Raw genomic sequence first — 12,407 nt, 5'->3', positions numbered from 1 at the left:
ACGTCGAAGCGAATAGCGAGAATCCGCGCCTCAAACCGGGCTTGCCTCACGCGCCTGACGGCGCCGTCTCGCGGCGGCAACAGTCGGCAGCGGGACCGGCACCGCGCCGGACATGCCATGCTCGATCAGAAAATCGCGGAACAGGCCGGCGACATGCGGCAGGCGTTTATCGGACACATGCATCACGTACCAGTCGCGCTCGATTGGATTAGCGGGCAAGGGCAGCAACGCCAGCAAGCCCGCCTGAAATTCCAGCGAGCATGCATGCAGCGACAGAAACGCGATACCCAACCCCGCCTCGACCAGTTGCTTGATCGCCTCGTTACTCGATAGCTCTGAGCCGATATGCAGTTTGTGCCCAGCGAGCCGAAACAGATTCTCGACCGTCGAGCGCGTGCCCGAGCCCCGCTCCCGCACGAACAGATTCGCGGTTTGCAGATCGTCTAATGACAAGCGCTTTTTCTTCATCAACGCATGGGCGGGCGAGGCGACGAACGCCATCGGATGCTTGGCGAACGCCGTGGCCACTGTGCGCAATTCACGCGGCGCGCTGCCCATTACCGCAAGATCGATCTCGTGCGTGGCCAGCATGCGGATGATGTCGGCGCGATTGCCGACCTTGAATTGCACCTTCACTTGTGGGCGCGATTCCGTGAAGCGCACCAGAAAAGGCGGGATCAGATATTCGGCGGTCGTGATCGCACCAATGCGCAGTGTGCCGCCCTGCTCGCCATGCAAGGCGGCGAGATCATCTGCCGCGCCGTTCCATAGATCGAGGATTTCCAGCGCATAGCGCGCGAGGATTTCGCCCGCCGCGGTCAACTGCACGCCACGGCCCACCCGCTGCAACAGCGGTGCGCCCGCGGCCTCTTCGAGCAGGCGCACCTGAAGCGACACCGCCGGCTGCGTGAGCTTCAATTCTTCGGCCGCGCGCGACACGCTGCCGAGCTTCGCGACCGTATGCAAGGCTTTCAATTGACGAAACGTGGCGGCTTTTAACATAAGTGAAAACCTATATGTTGTGCAGAAACATTAAATTGTGCTGCGGTTTCAGCCGATTCTATACTGGCCCTGACAGATGAGGCCGGTGAATACCCGGTATAGCCCCGGAACGCCTTCACCGGCTCAGCACAGATAACTTCAGGAGGATACGGATCATGGCCGCAATCGATCAGCAGGGAGCCTCTACCGCGCAACGCAGACAGCAACGGCAGCAAATGGCACAAGTGACGCAAGCGGCGGCGCATCGCGTCGTGATCGTCGGCGGCGGAGTCGGCGGCCTTGGGCTCGCTACACGGCTGTCGGAAACGCTCGGACGCGCCGGTCTCGCGCAGATCGTGCTGGTGGATCGCTGGCCGACGCATTTCTGGAAGCCCTTGCTGCATGAAGCTGCGTCGGGCCAGCTCGATCCGGCCACGCATCAACTGCAGTACGCGGTGCAGGCGCAACGGCACGGCTTCGAATTCGAACAGGGCGAACTCGCCGCGCTCGATCGTACGAACCGGCACATCACGCTGAATGCGCTCCACGACGCGGACGGCCGCGAAATCCTGCCATCGCGGCAGCTTGCATTCGATACGCTGGTGCTGGCCATGGGCAGCGTCACCCAATATTTCGGCGTGCCCGGCGCGGCCGAACACGCGCTGCCGCTCGAATCGGTCGCGCATGCGGAAGCGTTTCGCCGCAAGCTGCTCGACGCCTGTCTGCGTGCCAACCATGCGCGCCGCGCACGGACGGCGCAGGCGGACACGCCGGTGTCGATCAACATCATCGGCGCTGGAGCGACAGGCGTTGAACTTGCTGCTGCGTTGCGCGATACGGTGCGTCTGCTGAACCGCTATAGCCCGTTTTCACTCGACCCCGTGCGCGACTTCCGCATCCGTCTGATCGAAAGCAGCGAGCGCGTGCTGCCCGCCCTATCCGAAACGATCTCGGCGCGTGCGCAAAAGATGCTCGGCAGTCTCGGTGTCGAAGTGTTGAACGCCACGCGTGTCACCGAAGTGCGCGCCGACGCCGTGTTGACGAATGAAGGCGCACCGCTCGCCAGCGACATCGCGATCTGGACTGCCGGCATCGCGGGGCCGCCGGTGTTGCGCACGCTGGACGGCATCGCGGTGAATCGCAACGCACAAGTGCAGGTGAACCGCACGCTGCAATGCACGAACGACGCGAACATATTCGGACTGGGCGACTGCGCGGCCTGCCCTTCTTCTGAAAACGCGGACGCGTTTCTGGCGCCGCGCGCGCAGGTCGCGCATCAGCAAGCGCTGTTTCTGGCGCGTGCGCTGAAGTGCAGAATAGCGGGAGAGTCCTTGCCGGAGTTCGTCTATCGCGATGCCGGTACCTTGGTCGGCTTTGGCCGCGAAGGCACGATCGGCAGCCTGAGCAACAGCTTGCTGACGCAGCCGGTGTTCGTCGACGGCTGGCTGGCCACTGCCGTCTACAAGCTCATCTATCGCCGTCACGTGATGACATTGACCGGCTTCGCACGCATGGCGCTCGATTCGGCGAGCCACTGGTTGCGCCGACGCGTGCATCCGGTGATCCGGCTGCATTGAAATTGGCAAGCGCGGGCGGCGTCTTTCAAATTCTCAGATTCAGAAAACACTACCCGCGCGACGCTCAATCGAGAAACTCCGTCGCCCGCTTGCGTAGCACCGCGCCGAAATCGTCGAGCCAGCCGATCGACAGGCGCCAGCTCTGCCAGTACAGATCCACATCGATATGCTTGCCGGGCGCCACGTCGACCAACTCGCCGCTGGCCAGATGCGGCGCGATCATCCGTTCGGGACACATGCCCCAGCCCATTCCCGTCACGCAGGCACGCAAAAAACCGGCGACGTGCGGAATCCAGTGCAACGGCGGATCCAGGTCCGCCCGCGTGATGCGGCGCATGAAGCGCTTCTGCAACTGATCCTTCGGGTTGAAATCGACGCACGGCGCGCGCCGTAACGACTCGCGCGTAACGCCGTCGGCAAAATGGCGCTCGCGAAACGCCGGCGTGCAGACCGCCAGATAGCGCATCCGCCCGAGCCGTGTCGAGCGGCAGCCCTGCACCGGCTCGGCCTGCGTGGTGACCGCGCCTTGCACGCTGCCGTCGCGGATCCGCTGCGCGGTGTGGTCCTGATCGTCGATCACCAGATCGAGCAGCATCTCCCGTTCCACACAGAACTGGGCCACCGCGTCGATGAACCAGGTGCCCACACTGTCGTCGTTGACAGCCACGCGCAGCGCCGGCCACGGTTCGACCAGCGCGCCGGGCAGCGCCGGCAGCCGGCCGGTCAGCTCCGCTTCCAGCAACAGCACGCGTTCGGTATGGCGGCACAGCAGCGCCCCCGAGGTGGTCGCGACACACGGCTGGCCGCGCTTCACGAGCACGCTGCCCACCCGCTCCTCCAGCAGCTTGACCCGCTGGGAGACGGCTGAGGGCGTCACATTCAGTTCGCTGGCCGCACGGTCGAACGAGCCGTGCCGCACCACGGCGGCCAGCGCGTCGAGCAACGCATAGTCGAGCATTAGCGTTCCTTAATCTGCATTACGTAAATTAGCTTCTCTTATGAGCAGCAAAGCCGCAGACTAGCCTCGTTCGCTTTCCCCGTCTACTGGATCGATTATGAATTGGCTGTCTTTTTCCCACGGTGCCGCCCTGTGCGCGTCGCTGATCGTGACGATCGGCGCCCAGAATGCCTTTGTGCTTCGTCAGGGCATCATGCGCTCGCACGTCGGCAAGATCGTCGCACTGTGCGCGCTGTCGGATTGCATCCTGATCGGCGCGGGCGTCGGCGGCGCGTCGGTCCTGGTGGAACGCTATCCGGTGTTCGTCCACACGATGCTGTATGTCGGGCTCGCTTATCTGGCGTGGTTCGGCATCAACGCGCTGCGCCGTGCGGTGCGCCCGGGACATGCGGTACTGGACGCCAATGCGGGTGGCACGGCGCCGGGCACGAGCGCGGCAGCACCCGTGCAACGTGCAATGCCGATCATCCTGATGACGCTGGCCTTCACGTGGCTCAATCCGCACGTGTATCTCGACACCTTCCTGCTGATCGGCACGGCCGGCGCGCGTGAACCGGACGGCGCACGGGTAGCGTTCGCGCTCGGCGCGATGGCGGTGAGCGGGATCTGGTTTATCGGTCTGGGGTACGGCGCCCGTGCGCTGGCGCCGCTGTTTCGCCGCGCGACGGCGTGGCGCGTGCTGGATGGCGCGATCGGCAGCATGGTGTTGCTGCTGGCGGTGACGCAGTTGCGGTGATCGCCGGCAGGCGCCCTACTTCTGCACCTGCTGCATGCCGAGCAGATCCTGCACGAGTTGCGCCGATACATAGTGCGGCCCGTCGAACAGATAGGTCCGGTAGCCGCGATATGCGAGCAATTGCGGCGACAGTTCAGCAGCCGTCGCCGCGCGGAACGCACCGCCCTGGGTGGGACGGAATGCCTCGGCGATGATCCGCACACGATCCTTGCCGAGCCGCGCCGACAATGCATCCGCATATTCGCGCGCAGCGGCCGGGCCGCGCGCATAGACACCGCAGCCATCCTGCAGAAACACGCCGACATCGTGTGGCAGCCAGCCGTCCAGCCACGCCGCCAGCGCCGCGCCGCCGATATTCGAGGTGTCGTAGACACTGATCCACAGCGGCCGCGGCAGCTTGTCGAGCAAGGGTGCGAGCGCGGCGGCATCCTTCCAGGTCGGGTCGACTTCCACCGGAAAGTAATAGCCGTCGATGTGAACGGCGGGCCGCACGGCCGCCAGCTGCTTCGATTGCTCGACCAGTTGCGCCACGTGCGCACGGGCCGTGGTTTCATCGAAACGTCCGGCGAGACCGACGATCACATTGCGCGCCCACGGTTCGCCGGCAATCCGTGTCCAGTCCGGCAGACGTCGAGCCGTTTGCATGGCGGTGCCGGGCAGAAACGACATGCCGTCCACCGCCGTCCATTGCACCAGCAGATCCGTCACGCCCAGGCGATTCCAGTCGCCGTGCGGGTCGACATGATCATCGTCGAGCTGCCACACCACGCCTTGCGCCAGCGCGCCGGCGTCGCCCGAACCAGGCGCCGAGCAGCCGTACACGAGCGCGGCGCACGCGCTCGCCGCCAGCAGCGCGCGGCGGCGCGGCGAGACCGGCTCGCCCTCCCGGGTCTGAACCTCGTGTGAATTACGCATTGTGCTGGCGCTGTGCATTGAGATGAACGTCACGATAATCCTGAGCAAGTTGCGCGCGATCGAATTTGATTCGTCCGGAGTCAATACGAGTAGATCGCGCCGAAGAACACGCCGCGCGCACGTTCGTCACCCGTGATCTTCAGGCGGTATTGCACCGACAGATCGACATACGAGCGCGGTGCGTCGTATTTGCTGTCGCGGAACCAGTAACGCGTCGAAATCCCCACGCCGGCGCCGAGCGGAATGCTGTGATTGACGCTCGAGTCGTAGTCCGCGCCGATCACCGCATACGGGAACACGGTCCACTTCGGGCTGTAACGGTCCATGCGGAAGGTGCGGCCCAGTTCGAGATTCGTGGTCGCGTAGACCGATCCCGCGGTCAGATAGGCGCCCGTTTCGGCGTAGACCTGCGCTGTCCACCACGACGGCACATCCACCCGTCGCTCGATGCCGTAGCCACCCGAATACGCGAGCCGCGCGAGCCAGTCGGGATTGACCCGCGAGCCGATCGGAATGATCCGTTCGAAGGCGACGATCGCGTCGATCTGAGAGAACGGCTTGGCGCGCGCGCCGACGGTGGCCTGCAAGGTATCGATGCCGCTCGCGCCGCCGTTCTTCACGCCGAAACTTTCATAGCCGCGCGCGTAGAGTTCGAACATCCGGTCGCCGAGACTGCCGAACGGACGCCAGTAGGCTTCCACGCCGGCCTGCCAGTTGTTCGACGTGCCCGGCGTCGGCGACGACGCATAGCCCGGCTGCATGCCCGCGCCGCGATAGTTGAGCGATGCGTCGAAGCCCCAGTTGCGGGTGGCCTCGGCGTGCGCGCTGCGCATCTCGTTCAGTTGCGCCGGCGTGGCCGGTGGCGTGTCGTCCGTTGGCGTGGCGCTTGCGTCGATCGCGCGCTCGAAGTACTGCGCGGCTTCGCGATTGCGGTGCGCCTGGACGGCCGCATAGCCCGCGTCGGCATACGCTCTGGCCGGCATGGTGCCGGCCTTGTCGGCCATGGTGAAGCGTTGGTACGCGACGCGGTTGTTGCCGGCACGTTGCGCGATATAGGCGGCGGTCATGTCGGGCATCGCGTCGAGCATGCCGGCATCGACGATGTGCTGCGCTTCGCTCGCCGCGGCGCGGTCGTCGCCGGCGGCGCTCAGCGCATTGATCAGTTCAACGCGATGCTGTGGATCGTCAGGCGCGGCCTTCACGGCTTCGCGCGCATAACCGACCGCACCGGGTTTGTCGTTCGCGGCTGCGGCCATCGCCGCGGCACGCGCCGCCGCGAAGCCGGGATCGGCGGCGTACACGTCGCAGCTCGCGCCGAACTGATCGACTACACAGTCGATGACCGGACGGCGTGCGGGATCAATCGGCGAGGTGGGGGCGGGCGAAGTGGCCGAAGTGATCTTTGCGGCCGTCGTGCTCGCGGCACTGCTTGCATCAGACGCGCTCGCAGCATTCACGCCAACCGTTTGTGCTGGCGTCAACAACCGCTGTGCCTGCGCACGGCGCAGCGCGATCGGCGGATCGGTGTCATCGCGATTCATCTTCAGCGGCGCGAGCAGATCGAGTGCGCGCTGCGGCTGCCCTTCGGCGATCCACACATCGGCGATGATCACCCGCGCCACGCGCTGGTTGCGCTGGGTCGCGTTGTTGGCATGCAGCGCTTTGGCGAAGTCCGCCTCGGCGTCCGCCGTCTTGCCCTGCGCGGCCAGCGTGTAGCCACGCAGCGTGAGCGGCATGATTTCCGTATCGTCGGCGGCAATGGCCGCACTCGCCGCCGCTTGCACACCTGGCAGATCGTTCGCGGCGAACAGCGCGTCGATCAGCTGGATGCGATAGCCGACCAGATCCGGCGCATAGGCGACCGCCTCGCGCGCGAGTGCGGCGGCCTCCGTGTAGTCGCCCTTCTTGCGCGCCGCGACTGACGCACCCGACGACTTCGGCGCCAGACGGCTGCCGATGAAGCTGCGCCTCACGCGCAGTTCGTCGTTGTCGCCGAAGCGTTTGCTTGCATCGAGATCGGCGTTCCACGCATCGGGGTCCTGACCGGCCGCGCTTGCCGCGTCGATCAGCAGCAAGCGCAGGCGCAGCAGATCCGGACGCAATGCGATCGCCTCGTTCGCGTACCTGACCGTGCCCGAAAAATTCTTCACTGCATACGCCTTGTAGGCCTGCTGCGCGGCCTCCAACGCGGCGCCGGTCAGCGCGTCCGGGTCGCCCGGTTGCTGGCGGCCGGCGCGTGCGACCGCGCGGGTCGACACGTTCAGCGCGTCGATCTGCTTGCGACGCGAGACCAGCGCCGGATCGCGGCCGATCTGCGCGATCGCGTCGCCGAGCGCGCGGCTTGCTTCTCTATAACGGCGTTGCGCGGCAAGCGCATTGGCGAGCAGCACCCGTAGCGACACGACATCAGGGCGCTGGCGAATCGCCTCGCGCGCCCGAGTGATCGCGCCACTGTAGTCGCCGCGCCCATAGGCGGCATACGCGTCCTGCGCCACCCGATACGCGGCGCCGCTCAACGGCAGCGCATTGTGTTCGGATGGGGTCGACTGAGGCGCGGCGGCTGCACTCTGCGCAAACGCCGCCGCGCTGCTCAAGCACAACGCGCCGGCCACCATTGCAGCAGTGACGCCACGCAACCTGAATGCGGAAGCCGCAATCGGAGCCGCCGTTGAAGCTGCAGTTGAAGCCTTCGATGCGGTGCACACGAAAGCGGACGCCGCCGTTGAGGCAGAAGCCGAAGCCGCCAAGAAAGCGCGCGCCGTCCACGCACGCCGGGTGGAAAAAGAATCGCTCATTCGGATGCCGCCAGAGCGCCCTGAAGGCGGCGCTGTTGCTCAATTACGTTCTCAAGTGCGGCACGCGAGATCACGCCGCGCGCCACCATGTAGTCGCCGATGCGGCCATGGCGATCCGGGCGGTAGTCCTGCATCGCCGCTTCGAAGGCCTCGCGGCGCACGTGGCCATGCTCGATCAACAGATCGCCGATCAGCGGCACGCTGCGTGCCGGCACAGGCTCGGCACCGCCGGCCGACGATGCGCGCACTGACGCGCCTTCCACCGCGCTCGCCGTACCCGCCTGCCCGCCCTCACCCGCCGGCGCCGCGATCTCGACGCCGCGCAACACGCGCAGCCCCGCGGCGATCTCGCCCTCACGAACGATCTCCTGCACGACCGCTCCACCGACCAGCGCGCTCAGTTCCGCGAGCACCGGTTCGGCGAGCGGACTCGCGGTCAGCAGAATCGTGCGGCCGCCCGCGGCGTCGGCCTGCGGCAATACTCGATGGCGCACGACCGCTTCGAGCGGCAAGCGCTTCGCATCGTCCTTGATGCGTTCGAGCGCCACGCGGCCACGCGGCAAGTCAGCCTGGAACGCAATGGCTTCCGCGAGGGTTTCCTCGTCGAGCCAGCCCTTGGCCATCAGCACGCGGCCGAGCGGCGCCTCACGCGCATGACTTTCGCCGAGCGCCTGTTCGAGCTTGTCCGGATCGATGGCCTGCCACGACAGCAACAGTTCCCCCAGACGCTGACGGCGATTGTTAAAGCCGTCGGCGGATGGGAAGTCATGCATGGTTTTGTCCCATGCCAGCCGCTTGCCGGTCACGAGGTGCGCGAGGAACATCTTCCACGCACGCGAGACAGCCATGAAGTTGATGAAGTTGCCCACTACCATGCGCGGCACGGACAGCACCCCGTGCTCCCAGCCGTACAGACGGGTCACGAAATAGATCCGCTGCACCACGCGCAACAGCAACGCACAACCGTTGGCCCACAACAGCGCTTGCAGCCACGGCGAATCGGCGAACGGTGAAGCGATCAGCTCCGGCATCAAGCCGAGCAGATCGGCACCGGCGAAGAGCAGAAACTGGATCACCAGCGCATACGCGATGATGCCGACGAACGCGGTAACGATGCCTTTGCGGTCACGGAACAGCAGATAGCGATTGGCGAGCGAGCCGCTCCAGCCGGTCTGCTTCCACCCTTGCAAGCCGATGCCGAGCGTCCAGCGCGCGCGCTGCCGGTAGGCGGTGCGAAATGTATCGGGGAAGAATTCGCGCACGCAGAGCGGCATCGTCACGGTGATGTCGCGCTCCTTGCCGAGGCCGAACCACGCTTTGCGGCGCGTGGCGAATTGCACCGGAAAGCGCGCGAAGATCGACTGCATGCCCATCTTGCCGAGGCGCGCGCCGACGTCGTAGTCCTCGGTGAGGCTCTCGGTGTTAAACGGCTGGTTGTCGGTTTCGGCGTTCAGGGCGAGTAGCGCGCGCCGTGAAAAACACGTGCCGACGCCCGCCGAAGGCACCGAGCCGACCAGGCTCTCGCGCACCACCAGATCCTTCGCGTGCCATTCGGCGAACTCGTCCATATAGGTGCCGGCCACGAGTTCAAACCAGTTGCGCTCGAGCGAGGCCACCGGCAACTGGATCATGTCCTTGCGCGGCAGCAGATAATTGAAAAAGCGCAACTCGACCGGATGCAGCACATCCTCGCTATCGTGCAGCACCACGCCGGCGAATTCGACGCCCGCCTCTGCCTCATACCTGAAGATCGCCTGGATCACCCAGTTCAGACAGTCGGCCTTGCAGGTCGGACCGTCGTGCGGCACTTCCACGCGGCGCAGCTGTTTATAGCGGCGGCGCATCCGTTCGACCTCGGCGATGGTCTGCGGGTCGTTCTGATAGGTGCCGACGAACACCACATAGTTGCGGTAGTCCATCACCCGCACCAGGTCTTCGATCATTGCCGCGACCACGTCGTACTCGTGCCATGCGGGCACCATGATCGCGATCGGCTGCTCGGCGCGCTGATACAGCTGCGCGCTGGTGAGCGGCTTGTAGGCGCGCTGCACCGTGAAGTGGCGATAGAGCGTACGGGTCCAGTACCAGAGGTCGATGAACAGATCGTCGAGGCTGGACAGCAGGATGATGAACGCCACCAGCGCCGCGACGTATTCGAGCCCCTGGTAATAGTGGGCTACCGCGTAGCCCGCATACCATTTGATTAGCGCGAAGCTCACGACTTGTCCCGATTCCTGCGGCGCGCCACGCTGGCCACCAGCAGCAACACGATCAGCAAGCCGACGAGGCCGGCCGGGATTCCCCAGCGCACCCAGCTCTGCATGAACCACGGGCCTTCCACGTCGTCGGCGCCAACCACTTCGCCTGGATGACGCGTATCGAACTGGCGCAACGTACCGCTGCCGTCGACGATCGCGACGTCGCCACGCGACAGTTGCAACGACGCCGGCAGGATCGCCGCCGTATCGCCCACCGTGCGATACACGATGCCCGATACGCTGCCCGACTTAGCCGCTTCGATCACGCCGACGCGGTTCAAACCCGAGATATCCGCGAGCATCTTGCCGGATGCATCGGTGAGCGACAGACGGTCTTTCGACAGATGGGCGAGGCTCTTTTCATCGGCAAGCGTAACGTCGGCCGCGAGAAAAGCGCCCTTCGGGCTCGCCGCTTCGCCGTCACGCGCGACGCTGAAGGTCGCACGGGTCGGCGCGATGCCGCTCGCGTTCGCCAGTCGCGCGACGCGCGGCAGTACTTGTGTGGCGTCGTTCAGATACAAGGCCGGCACGATCACATTCGCTTCCGACGCGAAGCGCGCCACCATGCCGGTGAAGTCGTCGCCGACTTTCGCATCGGTGAGCGTCAGATGGCTGCTCGGCAGCACGGCAATCGGATGACCCTGGCCGCGCGCCTGGCAGCCGCCTTCCGGTTGACGCTGGAACACCACGCTCAGCAGGTTGTTCGGGGCGAGCGCGTAATGCGGCACGCGCGCGGTGATGCGCTGCGGTTTGCCGTTGGCGGTCAGCAGTTGCGAGCCGATCAGCACGTCGTTGAAATAGATCGAGGCGGTTTGCGCGGTGTTGTTCAGCGTCGGCGACGCGGCCACGTCGAGCACCACGGTGCCCGGCAACTTGCCGTTGCCCGATGCCGCGCCCAGATCGAAACTCGCGTCCCAGCTGGCGCGGCCCTGCACATCGAGCGTGCGCGGCTGGCCGCCCAGCAACGACAGTGCGATTTCGTCGCCGCGCGTGTTCGGCACGGTGTCGATCTGATGGACCACGAGACGGCTCGTCACGTCGATCGGCCGCCAGGAGCGCGCGAGGACCGCCACGCCGTCGTTATCGCCGACCACGATCGCGGTCTGGCCGCCGAGGTGAGCAAGGCGCACTTCGCCCGAGGCGAGTGGCTTGGCGACCGGATCGATCGCGCGGGCGCGCCATGCGTCGAATGCCTCGCTTGCACCCGGCGCGGCGCTGACGACCTGTTCGCGCAAGGCATCGAGGGAAGTCTTCAGTGCGTTGCGCACCGTGTCGTCGGCGACGATCACGTCCGGCGCGAACGCCGAGCGCGGCGTGAGTGCGATCAAGGCGCCCGCTTCCGCCGGGTTCGCCAGCTTGTGCGAACCGCCCGCGGCCAGCGCCGCAAAGGCGGGAACCGCGCGCAGCGGCGCCGGAACCTCGGTGTCGCCCAGATCGACCATGTCGCCCACCGCTGGCCACGTCCGCGTTGCCGGCGTGCGGCCTTCGCGTTGCAGCAGCGCTTCGACGCGCCAGCCTGCATCGAACGCCGGTGCCTCGAGCGTGTTCGCGCCGAGCATCACTACCGGCTTTTGCGGCAAGGCGCTCCACGCGCTGCGCAGGTCGACGATCGCATCCGGATCGTAGCGATAGGTCAGGCGCGAAGTCGGCGCGATGCGCCAGACGTTGCCGATCGCGGTCTGATCGGTACAGACGTTATCGCTGAGTACCGACGACCAGTCGAGGCCCACGCGCACGAAGCCGCCCGGCCGGGCCGCGCCATCCACGCCGAGACTCGCCGACGCATCGCCCTGGTCCTGTGTCGGGCTGCGCGAGAGCACCGGTGCGCCGTCGAGCGACACCAGCATGGTCGTGCGGCCGCCGTTGCCGCGCAGATAGTTGCCGTCGATCTGCAAGGTCGCGTCGCTCAACGGCACGCCGGCCGGCACGGGCAGATACAGATCCTGACGGCCGTCCGGCGCGCGCAACACGACCGGATCGCGCATTCCCAGTTCGGCCAGCGACACCGTGCGCGTCGCGAGACGGCCGCTGCCGAGTTGCGCGAAGCTGCCGGCGACATCGGCCGGCTGTTGAGCATGGGCCGTCGCGGCGAGCAATAGCAGCACGGCAAGTGCATTCAGGCGGGGGCGCGCGAGGCGGCGCATTGGCGTATGGGGGGTCACGTTGTCTTTTCTCTTAATTAGAGCG

General features: G+C 65.9%; 8 protein-coding genes. 2 read left to right on the top strand and 6 right to left on the bottom strand.

What is annotated here, in order from left to right; genetic code table 11:
* Positions 1–30 precede the first annotated feature (30 nt).
* Positions 31–1,002, bottom strand: a complete 972-nt coding sequence (locus PQQ86_RS06000) for a LysR family transcriptional regulator (protein WP_408265336.1) — start codon at positions 1,000–1,002, stop codon at positions 31–33.
* Between the two features lie 215 nt (positions 1,003–1,217).
* On the opposite strand from PQQ86_RS06000, the gene PQQ86_RS05995 reads away from it, so the two are divergent.
* Positions 1,218–2,558 (top strand): NAD(P)/FAD-dependent oxidoreductase, encoded by a 1,341-nt coding sequence (locus PQQ86_RS05995; protein WP_408270112.1) that lies wholly within the window; start codon positions 1,218–1,220, stop codon positions 2,556–2,558.
* Between the two features lie 64 nt (positions 2,559–2,622).
* Here the strand turns inward: PQQ86_RS05995 and PQQ86_RS05990 are convergent, their stop codons facing one another.
* Positions 2,623–3,516, bottom strand: coding sequence for a LysR family transcriptional regulator ArgP (locus tag PQQ86_RS05990; protein WP_097391992.1), 894 nt, complete (start codon positions 3,514–3,516; stop codon positions 2,623–2,625).
* 97 nt (positions 3,517–3,613) lie between these two features.
* Here PQQ86_RS05990 and PQQ86_RS05985 point away from each other — a divergent pair, with 97 nt between their 5' ends.
* The gene (locus PQQ86_RS05985; RefSeq protein ID WP_408265335.1) at positions 3,614–4,252 is read left to right on the top strand and encodes a LysE/ArgO family amino acid transporter; all 639 of its coding nucleotides are present in this window, start codon (positions 3,614–3,616) and stop codon (positions 4,250–4,252) included.
* 15 nt (positions 4,253–4,267) lie between these two features.
* On the opposite strand, the gene PQQ86_RS05980 is transcribed toward PQQ86_RS05985, so the two are convergent.
* The 4 genes from PQQ86_RS05980 to PQQ86_RS05965 form a co-directional block, all read right to left on the bottom strand.
* A complete protein-coding gene (locus tag PQQ86_RS05980; RefSeq protein ID WP_408265334.1) occupies positions 4,268–5,167 on the bottom strand; it encodes an alpha-amylase family protein in 900 nt (299 codons plus the stop codon).
* An 80-nt stretch (positions 5,168–5,247) separates the two neighbouring features.
* Positions 5,248–7,962, bottom strand: coding sequence for an NfrA family protein (locus PQQ86_RS05975; RefSeq protein WP_408265333.1), 2,715 nt, complete (start codon positions 7,960–7,962; stop codon positions 5,248–5,250).
* Entirely contained in the window at positions 7,959–10,181 is a 2,223-nt protein-coding gene (locus PQQ86_RS05970) for a glycosyl transferase family protein (RefSeq protein WP_408265332.1), read from the bottom strand. The genes PQQ86_RS05975 and PQQ86_RS05970 overlap by 4 nt, the downstream gene beginning before the upstream one ends.
* The gene (locus PQQ86_RS05965) at positions 10,178–12,382 is read right to left on the bottom strand and encodes a cellulose synthase (RefSeq protein WP_408265331.1); all 2,205 of its coding nucleotides are present in this window, start codon (positions 12,380–12,382) and stop codon (positions 10,178–10,180) included. Before PQQ86_RS05965 ends, PQQ86_RS05970 begins: the two co-directional genes overlap by 4 nt.
* Positions 12,383–12,407 lie beyond the last annotated feature (25 nt).

It is taken from the genome of Paraburkholderia sediminicola, from assembly GCF_046026675.1.
Taxonomy (GTDB): Bacteria; Pseudomonadota; Gammaproteobacteria; order Burkholderiales; family Burkholderiaceae; genus Paraburkholderia; species Paraburkholderia sediminicola_F.
Note: the sequence above shows the minus strand (reverse complement) of the source record. Positions and strands in the feature narration are given on the sequence as shown.

What these genes read in the sequence shown, in the direction of transcription:
- PQQ86_RS06000 (WP_408265336.1), bottom strand. Translation starts at nt 1,002, where the DNA reads ATGTTAAAAGCCGCCACGTTTCGTCAATTGAAAGCCTTGCATACGGTC.
- PQQ86_RS05995 (WP_408270112.1), top strand. Translation starts at nt 1,218, where the DNA reads ATGGCACAAGTGACGCAAGCGGCGGCGCATCGCGTCGTGATCGTCGGC.
- PQQ86_RS05990 (WP_097391992.1), bottom strand. Translation starts at nt 3,516, where the DNA reads ATGCTCGACTATGCGTTGCTCGACGCGCTGGCCGCCGTGGTGCGGCAC.
- PQQ86_RS05985 (WP_408265335.1), top strand. Translation starts at nt 3,614, where the DNA reads ATGAATTGGCTGTCTTTTTCCCACGGTGCCGCCCTGTGCGCGTCGCTG.
- PQQ86_RS05980 (WP_408265334.1), bottom strand. Translation starts at nt 5,167, where the DNA reads ATGCGTAATTCACACGAGGTTCAGACCCGGGAGGGCGAGCCGGTCTCG.
- PQQ86_RS05975 (WP_408265333.1), bottom strand. Translation starts at nt 7,962, where the DNA reads ATGAGCGATTCTTTTTCCACCCGGCGTGCGTGGACGGCGCGCGCTTTC.